Here is an 18,509-nt window from a genome sequence, read left to right as displayed (position 1 = left end):
GGATCATGTACCCAATTTGACCAACGCGCCTGCCATCACCGGCCATCGTCTCTCCTCATATTTTGTTGCAATTACAAATGATTATCTGCATCTGCTGTCGTCTGGATTTCGCCGAAAATCGCCTAACGCCGGCCGGTTTTGGCGAAAAATCGGTAAGTTGACCTACTCTCCCTTCCAAAGTATCCGTGACGGCCATACATTCGAAATGGGTCGATTTTGGAACGGACTGACCGTCGCGAGCGAAGCATCCGCGACGGTAAGTGGTAAACGGAATGGGAACGTTAAAGTGGCACTCAATTCGAACCAAGTTAAATCGCTGCAAGCTGGCGTTCATGCGGACGGTTGGGGGCTTTATCTGGTCGTGCGCGAGAGTGGTGAACGGGTGTGGGCCTTCCGCTTCACCGACCTTCACGGCAAACGGGCGCAAATGGAGTTCGCCAGGATCGGCGACCGCGACAGCGCGGCCGGCGACGTACTGACGTTGAGCAGCGCGCGCAACAAGGCCCGCGAATACAGGGTCGCCTTGAAGCGCGACGGCGTCGATCCGCGCGTCAAGAAGCGGGCCACCACAGAGCGCGGCAAGACGTTCAAGGAATTCGCCGAGGAGCAATACCCCGGCTGGTGCAAGGGTCTGTCGGAGGAAGAGGAGAAGCAGTGGGCGCGCTCCATCCGCGACGTACCGAGCCTGCATGATCTGAAAGTCCACGAGATCACAACTGAGCACGTGCTGGAGGCGCTCAAGCCGATCTGGAGCGTGAAGCCGGTCACGGCGTCACGGACGCGCCAGCGGATCGAGCGGCTGATGGACGCTGCCAAGGCGTTGTAGCTTCGCACGGGCGAGAACCCGGCCGCATGGCGCGGCAACCTTAAACACCTGCTGCCCTCGCCCCGGAAGCTGCATCGCAAGAAGGGGCACAGGTCGGTGCCCTACACGAAGATGCCACAGATGATGACCGGCCTGCAGTATGATGGCGGCGTTGCTGCTCGTTGTGTCGAGATCGGTATCCTCACTGTCACGCGCTCTCAGGAAATTCGGCTGATGGAGTAGGACGAACTTGACTTCGAAGCAATGACGTGGACGGTTCCAGCCGAGAAGATGAAGATCAAGGGCGAGCTAGAGCCGAAGCCGCATCTTGTTCCGCTGTCCGATCAGGCCATCGAGATCATCCGCTCGATGCCGCGCACCGGTAAGTACGTGTTCCCGTCCGATCACGCCGAGACGCATCAGCCGTTTCGGGCAAACGCGCTTGTTGGGTCCATCGAGCGAACTGGCATCAAATCCACCATGCACGGCTGCCGCACGAGCTTCCGTAATTGGGGCGCCGATAACAAGAACCACAATTTTCGCCGTGAAGTGCTGGAATTCTGCCTGTCACATCGCATCGGCGGTGAGGCTGAACTGTCATACTGGGAAAGCGAGATGATCGCGCGACGCCGCGAGGCGCTGCAGGCGTGGGCCGACTTCATCAAGCCGCGCAAGAATACGTCAGGCGAGCAGCCGCCCGCAAGAAAGCGGCCAAAGCTCAAGCTGATCGCCTAACCAACAAGCCGCCCTCCGGGGCGGCTTGTTATTTCCACACTGCAGATTTCGACCCAGCCATTTTTCGTTGAACCGCGCGCCAAGTGACCCGTGGGTCTGTGCCTCGGTGGTTCTATCCCGTAGCCTTCGGGGTTCCTGTTATGGCAGGTTCAAACACCGCGATACGACGATCAAGTTGCCATAGCTCGATGTCGTTGACGTCAACTAGCTGCTGAACGCGTTCTCTTGCTTCCTGCTCGTCGGCGCACTGCAGATTGGCCACGCTTATAACATGGCGGTGCTGATCCAAAAGGTAAGCTCGGTAGTGTGCCATGCCTACCCCCAGGAAGAAGCAGTACTCCATGATGCAAAGGGAGACCACGGAAATTGATGCTCGCGTGTTCACGCTTGATGTCTATCCCTCTCAAGGTTGCTTTGACGGATGAGGATAACCGTGTCGGAATACCGCAATGAGCCGATCCTGCCGCCAAAGCTCCGCGTCACGATGACGGCGCAAAAGAAGCCGCCAAAGAATTGATGGGGCACCGCCTTGTCGATCTTCTTCAATCGCCGATCTTTCGTGAGCCGAACACCCTCTTAGCCACGAAGATTGCGTTCGATCATCGGTCCGGTGATGCAATTGTTTGAACCCAATCTTGGCGCGGCGACCACGGTACGCGTCGGCGCCCAGCACGTGCTCAATATCGAGGATCTCAAGCACATCGACGCGCTAAAACTCTACCGCAACCATCATCGGCATGGCCATGGTCTGTGCGCTAATGCCGTGACGTACCTGCTTTCTGCGCGCCTGATACTGGCGCAGCCCGCATCCCCTTGGCGATGCTTATGTCGCAGCGCTTCGACCTCACCAGGAGGGTAGCTCTTCGCGCGAAGCGACCTAAGGACGAGAGAAGCTTATTTGCCGTCGTTCCATATGTCGGTGGTGAGCTTCCAGTCGTTTCCGACCTTTTCCCAAACGACGACATATTTTCCGGTCACCTCCTGCGGTGTCGGTCCCTTGGTCTTCAGAGTGAAGGTCCCGATTTCGCGTGCCGCGGAAGGGCCAAGCGGCTTGACGTCAACGGTTGTGAGCTTTGGATCGCCAACTTGGTCGGCCATGCCTTTCCACATTACCTCGATGGCCGCTCGGCCCTGTACCATCGCAGAACCGGGCGGGAAGGCGGTCGCATCAGTGCTGTAGAGTGACGCAATCCCAGAGAAGTCGCCCTTGTTGAACAATTCAATCCATTTCGTGTTAATCGCTTCGATCTCGGCCTTCTGAGCCGAAGCCGGGGCGGTCAATGAGATCACGACTGCAATCACCAGTGCTGTGCTGCGCATGATCATCTCCCATTGCGATCTTGACCTCGAAGTGGATGCCGCATCTCAGACCGCGTTTGGCGCAACAGCAATTCCGGGGAATTACCGTCAGCAACGTTGACGAACCGGACAGCAACGCAGGTGCCTCGCCCAGCTTGCAAGTGCACCTGGTCCAAACATCGTTGACCCACGCGCGGATATCGAAAGCCTTTTGCTGACGAGTGTCGGTGTGCAATCGAAGCTATCAGATTTGCTTGAGACGATCCGTCCCCTGAGCGCCTCCTCTGAGTTACAAAAGAGATTCGGGTTCGCTCGTCGGGTTCGCCTGCTCCAGGGCCGCTACCCTCTCCAGCTCAACCTCCTTCTCAATTGTCGCTAGTGAGCTACCCATCCTGTCTACGATCCTCGCGAGATCGCTGGCGGAGATACTGAGACGTTTCTTACGGATTTGACCTGGTTTGGGTCGGCTAGGTTGAGCATCGTTCGTATCGGGCGTGGCGATCTTCCTCGCATCATATTTCGGCCTCCTGTCCGAAATAATCGTGGCGAAGCTTTCTTAGTTCCACACTTCATCAATGGCGCAACAGCATCGCCTTCCGAACGGCTCGGCTCGAGCTTAAGACGGAAACGAGTCCCAGAGCCATCAGCAGCATGCCAAGCCAGTTTGCCGTCCAGCCCCGCCCGTCATCGCCCGCCTCGGCAATAGGAAAGCCGACGGGTGAGGCCGGAGCCACGGAGACGGCAACCGTGTCGCTGGCGGCCGGCGCGGCTGCCAGAAGCGTCTCCACGTCCAACTGGCGCTGCGTGGGGTGGTCTGGAGTGAGCTGATCGGTCGCGCGGTTGGCGATGGGGGCCGATGGGACGAGGGCTGCGGCCCCGATAGCTACCACGGAAGCGGCATCAGCCACCTTTAGCTTGGACGCGGGCGGCATCGGTTGAGACGTCGCCGGTGCGGAGCGCCGCAGCTCCGCACGCGCATCCACAAGCGCCTCCTCCTTGCGCGACGGGATCTCGTTCTCCGCAGGAGCGGCGACACGATCCTTTGCCGCGTGATGACGAACTGGCTTCTTCACCGTCGCGATCCCCTCGGCAGCCAGGAACCAGCACTTGCGGTGGCCGTCCAAACGATAGACCCAGTGCTGACCGACCGCCGTCGACTTGCCGGGTCGCGGCAAGCACTCCCTTTCCGCGGAAGCGGGCGCAGTGGCTGTCTGGGGCGCGACATTGAAGAAGTCTGCAAACGGATTCGAAGACGCAGGCGCCGTTGAAAGTCCTGAGAGAAGAACAAGAGCGCCAAAGCAAAATCGCAAATGACCGGACATGAAAACCCCCGGTGTTGCGCCCCCCGGCACGACCCTTGGCTGCGACCTGGGTCACAATGCGACCCAAATCCGGCAATGCGGTGGATTCATTCTGGCCCCAGAAACGAGATCCGAGCCCAAGAACAAGCCCCTGCAGCCGAACGAAAGGCATCCACTATCGCGCGCTGGCCATGATCGAGCCAGGCCGGACCAACTAATCCGGATAAGTGATCCTGAACATGCCATAGACAGGCTGATCAAGGCGGCTCGGTCGGTGCGCACGGGCGAGCCGCTTCCGGTCTGCGGTCTGCCCCCAAAACCGAACCACCGGTCATCCGGCCGGGACTTCGCGTACGGGCAAATCGGCGACATCGAGAGATCGGCCGGCTGACGCGAAATTTGAGCCCCGGCAGTGTCGCATCCTGCCGATCGTCGAACCGCGACGCCCTTCGCCCTCTAGGCAAAGTGGACCGAGTTCCTGTTGGATCACCTGATCCAGGGTCTTTTCGTTGCTGTCGCTGGGCGCATTCTTAGTTGCGCCTCGGTCCGCCGAGCTCGCGGACCTCGGACAAGGTGTCGCAAACTCACCTCAGAGGGTTGCAATCATGCAGCAAGGCGCGAGCGGCTCGGATCCAACCGCTCACGTCAGCCGTAATTGATGGCGGCCCGGCTACGCAGCGCGCTTCATGCGTTCGATACTTTGAGCTATGTGGTTTCCCGCATCGTCAGCCACCTTGAGGGACATGTCTGCCATCCGGCGGCTGGTATCTAAGGCGCTACTGATCGTGTCCCGCACCAGATCGCTGTGCACAGCCGCCAAATCGAGAGGAGTTCGGCAGCGCCAGAGTTCATTCATGCGGTCCATGCTGCTCTCGATCTGCTGTCGAACGAAATCAAAGTACTCGCGTGAGACGCCGTTCATGCCTTTGGCGACAGCAGTGGCGGAGTACATGATTGCTTCAGCGTTCCGCGCCGAGCGTTCCGTAGCCCGCTGCGCTTCATCGTCCGTCAAACCGAAAGTGCGGCCAAGCTGGTCAGTGGAGCGGCCCATCATCGCCGTGGCCATGTCAACGCCATGGCGCCAAGTGTTTTGCAGCATCTCGGCATTTTGTTGCAACAAATGGCTGCTGGCTTGAGCCACCTCCTCCCCGGCCTGAGCCGCGGCTAATCCAATCCGTCTCGTTTGCTCACTGCTCCTCTCGCCGGCGCGTCGGATCGTGTCTTCAGGATTTTGGGTAGACTTTTCCTCCTGGCGTGGCTTTTCCTCCGGGCGTGGATTGGCCATTTTATTGCTCCATCGTTGTTGTTGTTGGTGAGGTCGGATCCTATGCGTCTCCGTCACAGGTCTGATCCTACACAGGCAAACGTGGCCACCTTTGGGCCGTTCCCGGCGAGTTATTTTTTAATCAATGCTCCGCGATTGCGCGCAGGAACGAGCGCTTCAACTTTCAATCATTCTACGAACTGGCTTACCGCGGCTCTTGATCTTAGCCGAGGCGGCATCATCAAGTCTCAGTAATGACCGCCGCTGAAACCGTATTGCTCATCGCGGCCTCGCTGTTGGTGCTTCTCGTCATCGGTAACGTCGTTTTCTCCAAGCTGGCGGAGCCGCAGAATCCACCCATCGGAAACTTCCTCCGATGCGATGGCATGCTTCTGCACGACATCGATCGCGGGGATCCCGCGGTTCCTTGTGTCGTGCTGTTCCATGGCAACGGATCCATGTTCCAAAGACTTCATGATCAGCGGGCTTGTGGACCGTCTTGCTCACGATAATCGTGTTGTATGTTCTCGACCGTCCAGGATTTGGACATAGTCGACAACCGCAGTCCCGGTTCTGGGTCGCGGCGCTCCGCGCCATTTCGCTGTACCCGATCCTGCCCCGGATCATCCGCGCACCCGATGTCTTGCGACGGTGCCAGAGTCCGTTAATGGGGGTCAAATGCGCCCTCTGACCTGTCGAATTGGACCCAGGGACGTCTCCGATCGTCTGAAAACCGACTGTCATTTTATAAGGCTTCCGGCTTGAGACTGGGTGATCAGCTTGCGCGCATCATCGCGTGGAACGCGCCGATCCGCGGTGCGCGGCATGGTTCGCGCACCACTCTTCCGAGATCGCAGCGGCGTTTGCCGCGCCCCGGAAATTGGAACTCCCTATGGTATTACCCATACGCATTTTGCAATTGTGCCGCGTAGAACTGGGATCTAAGTCCTCGATGATCGTGCGAGACAAAATTTCGCCTCGCGCTTACGAGTGTGTGTGGAGTTTTGACATTGAGAGCTTCCACAGCTGGATTGGATTTCTGGGCGCGAAGCGTAGGCGGCTTCAAACAAAGTTTGAGGTTGCCGCCCTATGCCGCGCGAAATGCGATGCGGCGGATGGTTCGCGGCGGCTTACGGTGACGCTTCCCAGCGGAATTGGTAACCGACTTCTGGCAGCACTACCGGCGGCGGACTTCGATCTGCTGGCACCCGAGCTAGAGATGGTTGCGCTCGATCGGGATGCGGTCGTCTCGCGGGCGGGTGACCAGACCGAGCACGTCCTCTTCCCTCATAGTGGCGCCATTTCGGTGATGATCGACATGGCGAACGGGCAGACGGTCGCCAGCGCCGCAATCGGGCGCGAGGGAGCAGTAGGCACTCTTTCCGTGCTGGGGCCGTCCCCTGCGGCCGTTACTGCCATCGTTCGTGCCGCGGGCACCGCCTCGCGGATCCCCGCAGCGCGCTTCCATGCCGCTTTTAGCCGGAGCCCCGCGATCCGCCACGCAGTCCAGATTCACTTCAAGGCGATGCTGATACAGCTACAAATCGGCGGGGCCTGCAATGCGCTGCATCCAGTCCAAGCCCGCATGGCACGCTGGCTGCTCCATCTTCGCGACCGCGTCGACCGCGACATCCTCCCGCTCACCCAGGAGGCGCTTTCGCAAATACTGGGTGTGCGACGAACGACGGTGTCGCTCCTGATGCGCAATCTGCGCGCTTCCGGAGCGATCAGATCTGAACGGCGAGGCGAAATCGAGATCGACCCATCGCGCCTCGCAGTGGTGGCATGCGAATGCCGCGACACCATGCGTCTCGAAGTCGAGGGGATCTTCTCTATGAATGCAGCCCTATCTCGCGTTTTGGTGCTGCCGACGCAGTAAATGAAACGGGCGATGCTTACCGTTTCGGCGCGGTGGCGCCGAGAACTAGTTGCGAGCGAGCAGGCTATGCCTTGAGGAACACCAGAGCAAGAATAAAGACGTCAACGCGAAGCAATCCGTATCGCAGCGCGGAGCGGTGAGCAAAGGAGCGTCAGTAGAGCTGATCATTTTCAGACTGTTCGGGAAAGGACTTCCACTCAGGGTCAAAAGCGGCGGCCCGACGCTCGCCTAAGGCAGGTCCGGTTTACCCGTCACAGCGGACCTATCCGCACCCACGATGCCCGCTACCCTGGCGCCGGTCCGATCCCAATACCTTGATAATTTGCAACGGACTAAGCCGAAGTTTTCGCTTGGGAAGTGTGCAAGGGATTGATCCGACTCGATAAGTTGACGGTCGGTGTTTTCAATTACTGGACACGCAGCGGGTCAAGATCGAGCAGCTTGAACGCGGCCTCCTGGACGGAGGTTGGTGTGGAATGGAGCATGAAGCGATGCTTGGTGTGAAGGGGCACGCGCATCGTGTTTCGGACCAGCGTGCCGAGATGGGCGATGAGCGCATCGAAGCTCATGACGTGATGGCCGTCGGCTGATCGCTTTGTTGCCTTCTTGGCCTTCGCCGCGAACTAAGCGCGGCGCTTTCAATCCGCGGCATCCTGACCACGAGATGTGTGGGCCGGCGCCATACCAAATCTGACGGGAGCGCTCCTTTGGATGCGCAGCCTCCATTCGATCGCCACCAACCAGGCCGCAAACCATCGCGCTTTTCGGCGTGATCAACCGTTATCTCGGCCATAGACGATGTGGCTAATGTGCAACGGGCGCCCGGCTTCTCCACAGCAATGTCCGCAACCGAACAATCCCGCTCATGAGGTACGCGGTACCATCCGCGCGCCAAGTACTGAGGGCCCGTGGATGAACTTTTCAAACTCGAAAGATCAGACCTTATTGTCTCTTTGGGAAAGTGTGCGGCGACAAGTGTTGGCTGATCGCGCGAATGGCGGACGCTCCCGCTTTGTTGGTGACAATTTGCGCATCTATGCTGAATTGCTCCGTTCGGAAATGGATCGGCGGGAGCTCAAGTACACCTCCATCAATTCAACTGAATGAAACAGAGGGTGCCTCTGGGGCACACAGAAGATGAGAGACATGCAGGAGCAGTTGGAGCTATGCAGGATTTTGGGTGACGAGGCGATCAGGCGGCGTGGTTTGCCGGCATGTGGATGACCTCGATGCCGTCGTTGAATCTGACACCTGCGATGACCTTCGGCAACTGATTTGTGCCTTTGAGCCGCCGCCAGGTTTTCGATGCGGCGACGACCAGCTTGAACACCATCAGCCTTGCTGTCGTTGACGACAGTGATCCTTTCGTCCGCACGGTTCTGTGCCGCACGGTTGCGAACACGCTTTCGATGGGGTTGGTCGTGCGCAAGTGATCCCAATGCTCGGCAGGGAAGTCGTAGAAGGCCAGCAGCGCGTCACGGTCCTTGGCGAGGCATTCGACCGCCCGGCCGTACTTGACGCGGTATTTCTCGGCGAAGACGTCGATCGCCGCCTCGGCGGCCGCCCGGTTCGGCGCCCAGTAGATTTCGCGCAGGTCCTTCTTCATGTTGGCCTGCACCGAGAGTGGCACCTTGTCCAGGACGTTCACGGTCTTGTGCACCCAGCAGCGCTGGTGCCGCGTGCCAGGAAAGACCTCGTCAAGCGCCTTCCAGAAGCCGAGCGCACCGTCACCAACGGCAATTTCCGGGGCGATCTGCAACCCGCGCTGCTTGACGTCGATCAGGAGCTCACGCCAGCTCTGCGTGCTCTCCCGGACGCCGACCTGAAAGCCAATCAGCTCCTTCTTGCCTTCCGGCGTCGCGCCGATCAGCACCAGCATGCATTCGCCGTGGTCTTCCATGCGTGCCTGCAGGAATATGCCATCAGCCCACACATAGACGTAGCGCCGCGCCGACAGATCGCGCTTTTGCCAGCGCTCGTACTCGCCCTGCCACTCGGCCGTCAGCCGGGAGATGACCGCCGGCGACAGGTTCGGCGCGTCCTTGCCCAGTAGGGCCGTCAGCGCCTCCTGGAAATCACCGGTCGAGATGCCGCGCAGGTACAGCACCGGCAACAGCGCATCCAGGCTCCTGGTCCTCCGCGCCCACAGCGGCAGGATCGCCGAGCTGAAGCGGATCCGCTCGCCGTCACCGGCCGCCCCGCGGTCTCGAATCTTCGCCCGCGCGATCTCGACCGGGCCGATGCCGGTCGCAATCGTTCGCGCCGGGCCGTAACCATGCCGCACGACACGGGCGCGCCCGTCGGCAAGCTTCAAATCCTTCACCGTGGCAAGAAACGTCTCGACTTCGATCTCGACGGCCTGCGCCAGAAGCTGCCGCGCACCAGTTCGCAGAATATTGGTCAGTGGATCGTCGATATTGTCGGGCTGACGAAGGGCAACAATATTGCTAGTCTCGTTCATGGCGTATCGCTCTCCTTGAGAGGTTCTGGCAGGCTCGACACCCGCCTCGATACGCCGCCTATCTCATTCCGTCATCACCCACTTTCCCGCATAGCTCGAGCAGTTGGAGAACCTCCGCAACGATGCAGCCGACTGCAAATCGATCAGCGATCTGGCCACCGACCTGCAAAAGCGAGAGTTGTTCGCGAGGCCTGCCGATCATCTGGGCGTGTTGGCTTCCGAGGTCGAGCGTGCCATTGCTGCGACAGCCTTTGGCACCGAATCAGAGCGATAAAGGATGTGCCCCGACATCGATGATTGGGAACGAGCATGCGATGGGTGGTGAAGGAGGACATCGCTACCGCGCGGGCTAGCGGAGCTGTCGCCGAAAGTTGGTGACGGCGGGAATCGGGAAGGCGGCATATCGTGGGGGTGCTTGACGCCTCCACTTCTCCACCGAAGGAGCGATATGCCGTGTCCAACGATAACGTCATCCAACTGATTCAGCCAGGAATCTTCGACGATCAACTCACAGAAGTCTTGCGCAACGGGGCACGTGCCCTTCTCGCCAAAGCGGTCGAGGCTGAGGTCGCGGACTTTCTCGGCCAGCATGCGGATTTGAAGACCCGGGACGGCCACCAGCGCGTCGTCCGCCACGGTCACCTGCCGGAGCGCGAGGTGATGACCGGCATCGGTCCGGTCGCCGTCCGCCAGCCACGTGTACGCGATCGTGAGGCGGCCGCTGCCGATCCTGGCCGCATCCGGTTCTCGCCGTCGATCCTGTCGCCCTACATGCGCCGCTCTGAATGAAACAGAGGGTGCCGCCGGGGCACACAGAGATGAGAGACGTGCATGAGCAGTTGGTTCGACGCCTGTCGTGTGAGCTTCGAGATGGAGGCCCACGAACCATTTATCACCCCACGAAAGGTGGTGACTAGATACGAAGGCAGTGGGACGCCATCAGCCACTGAGCGGAGATCCTAGGGGCTCACGCCGATATCATCGTAGGCCGCGGCTTAATTTGGAAGCGAAGGCTGCGTCATGCTCATTCGCTGTAGGACCGGCGTTGCCCTGTTTCGGCAGTCTCGTCCGAGGCCAAGCAACGCCGCGCCCGCTCGATCTGAGCGCCGGTCGCCCCGTGGTTACGGGCATACATCTCAGCCAGCGCCGCCGAATACCTGGCTACGTAGTATCTGACCTCTGAGCAAGAAATCCGCTCTCCCGGTCTGTGCTGGCGCAAAGCATAGGCTTCAGAGCTCAGCGTCATCAGAAACAAGGCAGCAGCGCCAACCGCACGCGTGACAGTCATTGTCATCCCCCACAGCTACTAGGTTCGTTCCAGAGAGCAGGCCTGAATCGTCCCGATCGCGCAAATTAACAGTGGTGCGCTTGTGCAACGTGTTGTGGACTGTTGCTTTCCTGCCCGATCTTCGTGAGCACCGGCCCGCCCATACTAGCGAACCCCGTACAAATCCGGGCTCGTCGACACAGATGCGCAGCAATTGACGTCCCCATGCGTAAGCTGAAGTGCGCGAGAGGACACGCCGCTCTGATCATCTCAGGAACCCAAGCGCGCGACACGCCGGCCGGAGCCGCTGCGGTCTTACGGGCGCAAACCCCTCCGGCGTCGCCTGGGGAGGACCTCACGATGTCGGCGAGCAATTCAACCTCTGCGCGGCTGGGTGACACCGGTACGATCGTCCTCTCCACGATTCTTGTAGTCATTATTCCTGCTGCGGTTGATTAGCCGTTAAGGGTTGGTTTAGTTCCGAGCAGGATCATTGCGGAGCCACCAGGGATCCGATCATGCGATTGCACCAAGCGAGTACCTTGGAAAAGCTCGGGGCGACGGTTGCTGGAGACAGCAGCGAAGGCCCAACGCAGCCTGCGACGTTGGACCCCTGGGATTTCTCAAATCCTAGTCGAGATGAGGTTCTGGCGTTATTGAAGCCGGACGGTTATCGAAAGCGGACTACTTGGCTGGTCGCAGGCGCACTGGTTGCAGGCTTTGGATTAGGAGGGGCTTGCGGGCCAAGTTGGTACGGTGCTGCAACTAGCTCGGTCCTCAATGCTATCACTCAACCAGAAATGTCTTCGCGCCAAGTTGCCCAAACAAAGTCGGTCAAGACCGAAGGTGCCCGAAGGACGGCATCCACGTCACTTTTGCAAACACCATCAACTGTAAATCAGATCTCCGCAGGTCGAACGAGTATTTCCGCCAAGCCTCTAGCCAGATGGTCGGACGGGGCTCACTCAGCGGACTCTTCAAGCACGACCTCTCCGGCTATCCAAGCAGATGTGACTGTGACCGGCTCGATAGAGCCCAGAGCACCTCTTACGCCCGCGCCAGACACAAGACCGACAACGATTGAGGGTTGGACCGTGCTTGATGTTCGAAGCGGGACGGCGGTTCTCGCTGGGCCAGATGGCGTTCGGATGGCAATGCGCGGCGACACAGTCCCCGGCATTGGGCGCGTCGACTCTATCGTGCGTTGGGGCAACCGTTGGATAGTGGCGACGGATAGCGGATTGATCGCAACCCCATGAATGGCGCGCCGGGCTTTTCTTGCTGTATTCTACAGCGTATCCGGCGTTTTGAGTTCGTGGCGAATCAACTCTTCCCCAAGCCGTCGTTCCGCTTCCAGATAGAACTCTCGATCACGCCCGTTAGGCATTCCTGCCTGCTCCCACAGGTGATATGCCCGGCGCTCGATGTCCTTTTGGGTTGGAGGACCTGCCATGTGCGTTACTCCCGATGAGACCAACCCTGAGGCTAGCCACCCTCTCTAGAATTTGTGAGTGTACTAAATCTCCTCAGTGAGCAGTTCGTTCTATCTTCCCAGAAACACATCCGGCTGATCATTGCCGTTGCAGTTCCAAGGCATCTCCGCTCCGCACGGGATGGCTACAAACCTATCCCATGACAGCGGAGCGGATGTCTTCTCGGCTCCACATCGAGATTATCTCTTCGCTGGTGCGCACGCGACAAGTCTGCCCTCCTCTCTAAAGCGAAATCAAAGACTGAACATTGATTTGCACTGCGAAAGGATTGCCAACGGTCTGAGAATAGTTGAAAGGCCGGACTCAATCCACGTTTCGGTTTGTTCGTTGTCCCATTAAACGCATTGGACGAATAAGCCCGGCATTTCCGCCGGGCCGATCGCAAGTAAGTTTCAGGTGCTCAGCAACGGACCGATTTGAATCTATTCGCGGTAGTCAGTCGGTTTGTAACGTTGGATGCTTGCTCGCGCGGTTTGGCAGGTACTGTGTTGCTGACGCGTGACGCTTCTTAGATGCGCCTAGACGGATCGTCTTGCTCCCCGGAACTGCGCGAGGCGCAGCAAGCCGTCTGCATACCCAAGTAGCGTTCGAAACCGATGTGAAGCCGCAAACGAAAGCGGTTCCCACCCAGATGACCTGTCGGAGCTAATCGGGCCTTTCCAAAAATGACAAAAATTAATTTTGGCTCATAATCATGATGACTCTATCGCAATAATAAAAAATAAGCTTGGGGAAAACAGGGAGGTTGGACATGGAAACGGCACGCCGCTTTCGCGCGATGGCATCGCTTTGTCGGCAGACTGCCGAGCGCAATCCTGACAGAAGCTGGAAGCTGCTCGCAGAGGCGGAGTATTGGGAGCACTTGGCGGCTGCAGCTCAAGCTCACTGAGCGCCGAACTGCCGATTACTCAAGTTTTCCCATCGAGCATCGACGCGGGCGTTAGCGCATCGCATATAGATGCCAATAAAGAAAAAGGTCCTCGGAGATCCCAGGACCTTCGTTTTGGTTAGTCCTTCCCTTGTCCGTACAGGACCGCAGGCTACTTATCTGGTTGCGACGATCTCGATTCATTCGCGCCATGTACTTCTCTTTGACTCCCTCGGAAGGACAGGGACAAGGCGGGCCATAGTGGATCTTCCAACACGCGCTTGCGCCGGCATCAATGAGCTCCCAAGCGATGACATTTTCCGTTTGCACGAGACCGCCAGGACCAGGAACCGCGGTTGTACGTGTCCTTCAACCTTGTACGCGGGTGATGGGAATACCTAAGCGGGATCAAGTTCGGTGGGGTAGACACGAACAAGACCCTCCACGGTCGCGTCGCCTTTATGATCGCCCGCACCATTGCCTTTGTATACACCAGCGTGTCGTTCTCACGCGCATCGATGGGGACGCACGCCCACAGGTGAAGTTCTTCTTGAGTACGTATAAGAGCGGACGCTCTTGGGTCGCCTTTGGCGTGGCCTCGCTCGCGATGCGGCAATGGCGCGCGAAGAAACGGAAGCCGGCGCACGCAGTCGCGACCGCAGAGATGGTCTTGGCCTACATGCTCGCGCTGGCGCTCGGAATTCTCGTGTCCGTTGCCTATGACGAAGATTGGGTAATCGTTGCGGTGAACCGGATACCATAGTGGCGCTCACAAAGACATGCGACCGGAACGACGCAACTGACCCTATGGGAAAAGCTACTTGTAGAATTAACGATGTCCGAACTGCGCCACCATCGCATCTCAGACTTCGTATCCGGCCACGGGTATTTGGAGGAGCAACTACGTGAAGCAACACATCTTCGAAGAACTGTCCACCAGCGCGATCGATTGGGATGCCTCGGTCATCATGGGCCACATGATGCCGCCCCGAGACCCTGACGAAGATGAAGAAGACGACGAGGACGAAGAGGACGAAGGAGAGGAAGAGCCGCCGATCGTGCGCGAGCCAGACGAAGACTAGACTAGCCAGTAATTGACAGTCGGCGTTATAGTATCTCCATGAGTTGGGATGACAGAGACTTGGCGCTGCTGAAAGAACTCTGGGCCTTAGGACGCAGCGCCACGCAGATTGCGCGCCGTCTCGGATGTAGTCGTAACGCGGTTTGCGGGCGGCTGACTCGTTTGGACCTGAAACGTGGTCACAAGACATCAACTGCAAAACCCCAGATAAGGCCGGTACCAAAGCGAAGGCTGCCGTTGTCCGCCGCATGTGCCCGCGCGGTAGGTAAGAAGGTGTCGAAACCACTAGAGAAACGGCAGCCCAAAGAGCTCAGCAAGCGTCAGCTTTACGCCATGCTAGCTGAGGCGGTCAGGAATACGGGCTAAGAGCTAGCCCGCGACGCCGTTGCGGCATCTCCTTACCTGGTTCAGTTCGAACGGGCTCGCTATTGCAGAGGTACCCGAGCGATCACCGTGCGGGCCTGCTCCGGGCCGAGCAGCCCCGCCCCGCGCCCACTGAGCAATCAAAGAAGGCGAGCAGAGCGTCTTGCAGCGACATGCGCCTCGTGCGGACTTGATGGCGAAGCTATCATCGACACAATCCATCTGCACCACGCCCATGGCGCGGCCGTGTCGCCCAACGATAGATGCATGATCCGCCCCCGATATCGCGGGCCAGGGCGTCGCCAACCGCTCATCCTGTCTGCAGCAATGCTGCTGCGGTGGCGTTCGACCAGAAGAAATGGCAGGTCCCGACGGACGCCTTTGCGAGTATTCCGTTCGCCATAAGGGCGTTGTAGGTCGCATGACCCACCCGGCCGGAAGCGGCTACAAGCGGGGCGCTTATACAATCCCAGGCGTCGCACCCGAGATTGCGAACCGCACGGAGACGGTATTTCTAAAGCGCGTCGATACTGGCGCATCCGCGGCCTTGACGAACATGCTTTCGGCGGACCCGGCGCCTTGGAATACCGAGATGAAGACGCAATGCAACAGTACCGAGCCAGCCTGATCAGCGAGGGCGGGCCTATCAAGCAGCGCATCGACTCGTATGCGGCCGACGCGGATACGACCAAAGAACCTGTCAAAGCACTCGTCGACGGCGAAGCGATCGTCCCACGTGATCGCGACATTGGGGCCGAAGCGGCAGCAAGCCAGCCTGGTCGTGAGGCCGTAGAGATTGCGCTGCTCAGGCTTCGATCCCTGCGCATACCAGGGGCCGGATAGGAGCTATGCGGGAAAGTGGGTGATGACGGAATGAGATAGGCGGCGTATCGAGGCGGGTGTCGAGCCTGCCAGAACCTCTCAAGGAGAGCGATACGCCATGAACGAGACTAGCAATATTGTTGCCCTTCGTCAGCCCGACAATATCGACGATCCACTGACCAATATTCTGCGAACTGGTGCGCGGCAGCTTCTGGCGCAGGCCGTCGAGATCGAAGTCGAGACGTTTCTTGCCACGGTGAAGGATTTGAAGCTTGCCGACGGGCGCGCCCGTGTCGTGCGGCATGGTTACGGCCCGGCGCGAACGATTGCGACCGGCATCGGCCCGGTCGAGATCGCGCGGGCGAAGATTCGAGACCGCGGGGCGGCCGGTGACGGCGAGCGGATCCGCTTCAGCTCGGCGATCCTGCCGCTGTGGGCGCGGAGGACCAGGAGCCTGGATGCGCTGTTGCCGGTGCTGTACCTGCGCGGCATCTCGACCGGTGATTTCCAGGAGGCGCTGACGGCCCTACTGGGCAAGGACGCGCCGAACCTGTCGCCGGCGGTCATCTCCCGGCTGACGGCCGAGTGGCAGGGCGAGTACGAGCGCTGGCAAAAGCGCGATCTGTCGGCGCGGCGCTACGTCTATGTGTGGGCTGATGGCATATTCCTGCAGGCACGCATGGAAGACCACGGCGAATGCATGCTGGTGCTGATCGGCGCGACGCCGGAAGGCAAGAAGGAGCTGATTGGCTTTCAGGTCGGCGTCCGGGAGAGCACGCAGAGCTGGCGTGAGCTCCTGATCGACGTCAAGCAGCGCGGGTTGCAGATCGCCCCGGAAATTGCCGTTGGTGACGGTGCGCTCGGCTTCTGGAAGGCGCTTGACGAGGTCTTTCCTGGCACGCGGCACCAGCGCTGCTGGGTGCACAAGACCGTGAACGTCCTGGACAAGGTGCCACTCTCGGTGCAGGCCAACATGAAGAAGGACCTGCGCGAAATCTACTGGGCGCCGAACCGGGCGGCCGCCGAGGCGGCGATCGACGTCTTCGCCGAGAAATACCGCGTCAAGTACGGCCGGGCGGTCGAATGCCTCGCCAAGGACCGTGACGCGCTGCTGGCCTTCTACGACTTCCCTGCCGAGCATTGGGATCACTTGCGCACGACCAACCCCATCGAAAGCGTGTTCGCAACCGTGCGGCACAGAACCGTGCGGACGAAAGGATCACTGTCGTCAACGACAGCAAGGCTGATGGTGTTCAAGCTGGTCGTCGCCGCATCGAAAACCTGGCGGCGGCTCAAAGGCACAAATCAGTTGCCGAAGGTCATCGCAGGTGTCAGATTCAACGACGGCATCGAGGTCATCCACATGCCGGCAAACCACGCCGCCTGATCGCCTCGTCACCCAAAATCCTGCATAGCTCGCCGGATAGACCCCTCTATTGCCTCTCTGGTCACTGCAGCAGTTCGTTTCCGAGGGTGCTGCATTCTCTGTGCGCTATTGGCCTGTCCCAACTCTAAGCAGCTAACAAAGGACTGGTTGCCATCTAGCTGTGGATGCCCATACCATTGCGCTCTTGGCGCGATTTGCAATTTTGGCTGAAGCAGCGTGCAGAATAAGTTGGCGGTCCTGATTGCGCTGGCAAGACGCCCCGAGGGGCGAGCGACGCTTCATGAGCTCAGCCAGGACGTGACACTCATTGCAGACATCGACGAAAAGAACGGAAATACCGAGCAACCCTTTGCGCTCGACCTTATCGACGTTTTTCGGTCTGGGTTCGTCGCGTCCGAGGACGACAGCTTGTGGATTACCGAGAATGGTTGGTCACTTCTGCGTACGCTGGGGATCCCGGCGCAAGATCTTGAAGCTCAGCCAGTTGACCAGAATACAGATCTCGCTGCCCCTCACGATAAGACAGGCGGCCGGGAAGCTCGGTCAAGCACTCCCCCGCATGCCGGCCCCCGCATGCCAGCTGCAAGCAATGACCGTCGGCCGGCTCTGATAAGCAACGAAGCATTCGCACATCATAGCGATGGTGAGATCGCCTCGGGTGCTCCTGCTGCCTTGATCCACAAATTCGGCTCCGGGCTGCGAGACGCATCTACAAGGTCCAATTTCATGAGTAAGCTAACGCAGCGTATGCAGGAAGCCATCCGCTTCTGGCGCCGCCATCTCCAGCGGGATCAACTACCGAAACAGACCCGGCGCTCAGGCGCAAATATCGAGCGCGGACTGCTCGCGCTGCTGAGCCTGCTCGCAATCATGAGCTGCGCTGGCGCGGTAACCGCCCTCATGCAAGTCAGATCTTTGAAATCCGAATTGACCGCCCTACAACGCGAACTGCTTCCGCTCAAGGAGCGCGTAGCCAAGCTCGGTCAGATCGAAAAGAGCAAGGAAGAAGCACCAGACAAGGTGAGCGACAAGAAAGGTCAGTCTTCGCGAGAAAGTCGCGCTGAAGAAGCCCCCCTTCTTCTCTCTCGCGAAGAGATTCAGCTTGTTCGCGACTATATCAAGCCGGCTCCCGTCGTGGGCTCTCCCACGGCCCCCATCAGTGTCGGTGATCCTGTCACCGGGCCGACTATCCCCTTCCCGTCTTCGATCACGGAGAAGGTGCAGAAACTGCTTGGCGCGAAATTTACCATTCGAGACGGCGTCATTGTCATTACCCGAAACGGCAGCCATCACGCTGATGTAGTGATCCGGCCCAATTGAGGGGACTCAACCCGTCCGCCAACGCGCCTCCACCGCTTGTGCCTGAAGAGAGGCAATCCACCCGCATGTGTTCAACGGAGATATAGGGCGCAGTACATGGCCGCGGCGGCGGTGGGACGATGACCCGTTTAGCGGCTCGCGGCCGCGCTTTTCCTCCCAGTCCG

At 59.3% G+C, this 18,509-nt stretch carries 20 protein-coding genes and 2 pseudogenes; 12 read left to right on the top strand and 10 right to left on the bottom strand.

Annotated features, from left to right (window positions below):
* Positions 1-16 precede the first annotated feature (16 nt).
* Both IVB18_RS18335 and IVB18_RS18330 read left to right on the top strand, forming a co-directional pair.
* On the top strand, positions 17-826 hold the full coding sequence (locus IVB18_RS18335) for an integrase arm-type DNA-binding domain-containing protein (RefSeq protein WP_247990406.1): 810 nt from the start codon (positions 17-19) through the stop codon (positions 824-826).
* 243 nt (positions 827-1,069) lie between these two features.
* Complete coding sequence (locus IVB18_RS18330; RefSeq protein WP_247990405.1) at positions 1,070-1,540, top strand: hypothetical protein; 471 nt, start codon at positions 1,070-1,072, stop codon at positions 1,538-1,540.
* A 112-nt stretch (positions 1,541-1,652) separates the two neighbouring features.
* On the opposite strand, the gene IVB18_RS18325 is transcribed toward IVB18_RS18330, so the two are convergent.
* Both IVB18_RS18325 and IVB18_RS18320 read right to left on the bottom strand, forming a co-directional pair.
* Positions 1,653-1,925, bottom strand: coding sequence for a hypothetical protein (locus IVB18_RS18325; protein WP_247990404.1), 273 nt, complete (start codon positions 1,923-1,925; stop codon positions 1,653-1,655).
* A complete protein-coding gene (locus IVB18_RS18320; protein WP_247990403.1) occupies positions 1,922-2,086 on the bottom strand; it encodes a hypothetical protein in 165 nt (54 codons plus the stop codon). Before IVB18_RS18320 ends, IVB18_RS18325 begins: the two co-directional genes overlap by 4 nt.
* Before the next feature lie 49 nt (positions 2,087-2,135).
* On the opposite strand from IVB18_RS18320, the pseudogene IVB18_RS18315 reads away from it, so the two are divergent.
* A pseudogene (locus IVB18_RS18315) lies at positions 2,136-2,252 on the top strand (phosphoenolpyruvate synthase regulatory protein); the annotation flags it as partial.
* A gap of 182 nt (positions 2,253-2,434) precedes the next feature.
* On the opposite strand, the gene IVB18_RS18310 reads toward IVB18_RS18315, so the two are convergent.
* The 4 genes from IVB18_RS18310 to IVB18_RS18295 form a co-directional block, all read right to left on the bottom strand.
* Positions 2,435-2,866 (bottom strand): SgcJ/EcaC family oxidoreductase, encoded by a 432-nt coding sequence (locus IVB18_RS18310; RefSeq protein WP_247990402.1) that lies wholly within the window; start codon positions 2,864-2,866, stop codon positions 2,435-2,437.
* Between the two features lie 545 nt (positions 2,867-3,411).
* Positions 3,412-4,014: a hypothetical protein gene (locus IVB18_RS18305; RefSeq protein ID WP_247990401.1), complete on the bottom strand. Its 603-nt coding sequence runs from the start codon at positions 4,012-4,014 to the stop codon at positions 3,412-3,414.
* A gap of 796 nt (positions 4,015-4,810) precedes the next feature.
* Positions 4,811-5,425 (bottom strand): phasin family protein, encoded by a 615-nt coding sequence (locus IVB18_RS18300; RefSeq protein WP_247990400.1) that lies wholly within the window; start codon positions 5,423-5,425, stop codon positions 4,811-4,813.
* 227 nt (positions 5,426-5,652) lie between these two features.
* Positions 5,653-5,850 (bottom strand): hypothetical protein, encoded by a 198-nt coding sequence (locus IVB18_RS18295; RefSeq protein WP_247990399.1) that lies wholly within the window; start codon positions 5,848-5,850, stop codon positions 5,653-5,655.
* Between the two features lie 446 nt (positions 5,851-6,296).
* Here IVB18_RS18295 and IVB18_RS18290 point away from each other — a divergent pair, with 446 nt between their 5' ends.
* On the top strand, positions 6,297-7,283 hold the full coding sequence (locus IVB18_RS18290; RefSeq protein WP_247990398.1) for a Crp/Fnr family transcriptional regulator: 987 nt from the start codon (positions 6,297-6,299) through the stop codon (positions 7,281-7,283).
* A gap of 407 nt (positions 7,284-7,690) precedes the next feature.
* On the opposite strand, the gene IVB18_RS18285 is transcribed toward IVB18_RS18290, so the two are convergent.
* Positions 7,691-7,852, bottom strand: a complete 162-nt coding sequence (locus tag IVB18_RS18285) for a hypothetical protein (RefSeq protein ID WP_247990397.1) — start codon at positions 7,850-7,852, stop codon at positions 7,691-7,693.
* 343 nt (positions 7,853-8,195) lie between these two features.
* Between IVB18_RS18285 and IVB18_RS18280 the strand changes: the two genes are divergently transcribed.
* On the top strand, positions 8,196-8,390 hold the full coding sequence (locus tag IVB18_RS18280; RefSeq protein WP_247990396.1) for a hypothetical protein: 195 nt from the start codon (positions 8,196-8,198) through the stop codon (positions 8,388-8,390).
* A gap of 85 nt (positions 8,391-8,475) precedes the next feature.
* On the opposite strand, the gene IVB18_RS18275 is transcribed toward IVB18_RS18280, so the two are convergent.
* On the bottom strand, positions 8,476-9,744 hold the full coding sequence (locus IVB18_RS18275; RefSeq protein ID WP_247984146.1) for an IS256 family transposase: 1,269 nt from the start codon (positions 9,742-9,744) through the stop codon (positions 8,476-8,478).
* Positions 9,745-10,149: 405 nt separating this feature from the next.
* Between IVB18_RS18275 and IVB18_RS18270 the strand changes: the two are divergent.
* Positions 10,150-10,527: pseudogene (locus IVB18_RS18270) on the top strand (IS256 family transposase); the annotation flags it as partial.
* A gap of 241 nt (positions 10,528-10,768) precedes the next feature.
* Here the strand turns inward: IVB18_RS18270 and IVB18_RS18265 are convergent.
* Both IVB18_RS18265 and IVB18_RS18260 read right to left on the bottom strand, forming a co-directional pair.
* Positions 10,769-11,032 (bottom strand): hypothetical protein, encoded by a 264-nt coding sequence (locus IVB18_RS18265; RefSeq protein ID WP_247990395.1) that lies wholly within the window; start codon positions 11,030-11,032, stop codon positions 10,769-10,771.
* 1,267 nt (positions 11,033-12,299) lie between these two features.
* Positions 12,300-12,464: a DUF2934 domain-containing protein gene (locus IVB18_RS18260; RefSeq protein WP_247990394.1), complete on the bottom strand. Its 165-nt coding sequence runs from the start codon at positions 12,462-12,464 to the stop codon at positions 12,300-12,302.
* Between the two features lie 1,458 nt (positions 12,465-13,922).
* On the opposite strand from IVB18_RS18260, the gene IVB18_RS18255 reads away from it, so the two are divergent.
* From IVB18_RS18255 to IVB18_RS18230, 6 genes are all read left to right on the top strand, one after another.
* Entirely contained in the window at positions 13,923-14,135 is a 213-nt protein-coding gene (locus IVB18_RS18255; protein ID WP_247990393.1) for a hypothetical protein, read from the top strand.
* A 142-nt stretch (positions 14,136-14,277) separates the two neighbouring features.
* Positions 14,278-14,454, top strand: coding sequence for a hypothetical protein (locus IVB18_RS18250; protein WP_247990392.1), 177 nt, complete (start codon positions 14,278-14,280; stop codon positions 14,452-14,454).
* Positions 14,455-14,492: 38 nt separating this feature from the next.
* Complete coding sequence (locus tag IVB18_RS18245; RefSeq protein ID WP_247990391.1) at positions 14,493-14,819, top strand: GcrA family cell cycle regulator; 327 nt, start codon at positions 14,493-14,495, stop codon at positions 14,817-14,819.
* A gap of 576 nt (positions 14,820-15,395) precedes the next feature.
* Positions 15,396-15,659, top strand: a complete 264-nt coding sequence (locus IVB18_RS18240; protein ID WP_247990390.1) for a hypothetical protein — start codon at positions 15,396-15,398, stop codon at positions 15,657-15,659.
* A 97-nt stretch (positions 15,660-15,756) separates the two neighbouring features.
* Positions 15,757-17,025 carry an IS256 family transposase gene (locus IVB18_RS18235; RefSeq protein ID WP_247984146.1) on the top strand — a complete coding sequence of 423 codons (1,269 nt, stop codon included), beginning with the start codon at positions 15,757-15,759 and terminating at the stop codon, positions 17,023-17,025.
* A gap of 228 nt (positions 17,026-17,253) precedes the next feature.
* The gene (locus IVB18_RS18230; RefSeq protein ID WP_247990389.1) at positions 17,254-18,345 is read left to right on the top strand and encodes a hypothetical protein; all 1,092 of its coding nucleotides are present in this window, start codon (positions 17,254-17,256) and stop codon (positions 18,343-18,345) included.
* The last annotated feature ends 164 nt before the right edge of the window (positions 18,346-18,509 follow it).

Source organism: Bradyrhizobium sp. 186, from assembly GCF_023101685.1.
In the GTDB taxonomy this organism is placed as follows: Bacteria; Pseudomonadota; Alphaproteobacteria; order Rhizobiales; family Xanthobacteraceae; genus Bradyrhizobium.
The sequence above is the reverse complement of the archived record's forward strand: the minus strand, read 5'-3'. Positions and strand labels throughout refer to the sequence as shown.

Coding starts and splice junctions, on each gene's coding strand:
- IVB18_RS18300 (WP_247990400.1), bottom strand. CDS start 5,425: ATGGCCAATCCACGCCCGGAGGAAAAGCCACGCCAGGAGGAAAAGTCT.
- IVB18_RS18290 (WP_247990398.1), top strand. CDS start 6,297: ATGGTATTACCCATACGCATTTTGCAATTGTGCCGCGTAGAACTGGGA.
- IVB18_RS18280 (WP_247990396.1), top strand. CDS start 8,196: ATGAACTTTTCAAACTCGAAAGATCAGACCTTATTGTCTCTTTGGGAA.
- IVB18_RS18295 (WP_247990399.1), bottom strand. CDS start 5,850: ATGGAACAGCACGACACAAGGAACCGCGGGATCCCCGCGATCGATGTC.
- IVB18_RS18330 (WP_247990405.1), top strand. CDS start 1,070: ATGACGTGGACGGTTCCAGCCGAGAAGATGAAGATCAAGGGCGAGCTA.
- IVB18_RS18265 (WP_247990395.1), bottom strand. CDS start 11,032: ATGACTGTCACGCGTGCGGTTGGCGCTGCTGCCTTGTTTCTGATGACG.
- IVB18_RS18285 (WP_247990397.1), bottom strand. CDS start 7,852: ATGAGCTTCGATGCGCTCATCGCCCATCTCGGCACGCTGGTCCGAAAC.
- IVB18_RS18275 (WP_247984146.1), bottom strand. CDS start 9,744: ATGAACGAGACTAGCAATATTGTTGCCCTTCGTCAGCCCGACAATATC.
- IVB18_RS18260 (WP_247990394.1), bottom strand. CDS start 12,464: ATGGCAGGTCCTCCAACCCAAAAGGACATCGAGCGCCGGGCATATCAC.
- IVB18_RS18245 (WP_247990391.1), top strand. CDS start 14,493: ATGAGTTGGGATGACAGAGACTTGGCGCTGCTGAAAGAACTCTGGGCC.
- IVB18_RS18310 (WP_247990402.1), bottom strand. CDS start 2,866: ATGATCATGCGCAGCACAGCACTGGTGATTGCAGTCGTGATCTCATTG.
- IVB18_RS18235 (WP_247984146.1), top strand. CDS start 15,757: ATGAACGAGACTAGCAATATTGTTGCCCTTCGTCAGCCCGACAATATC.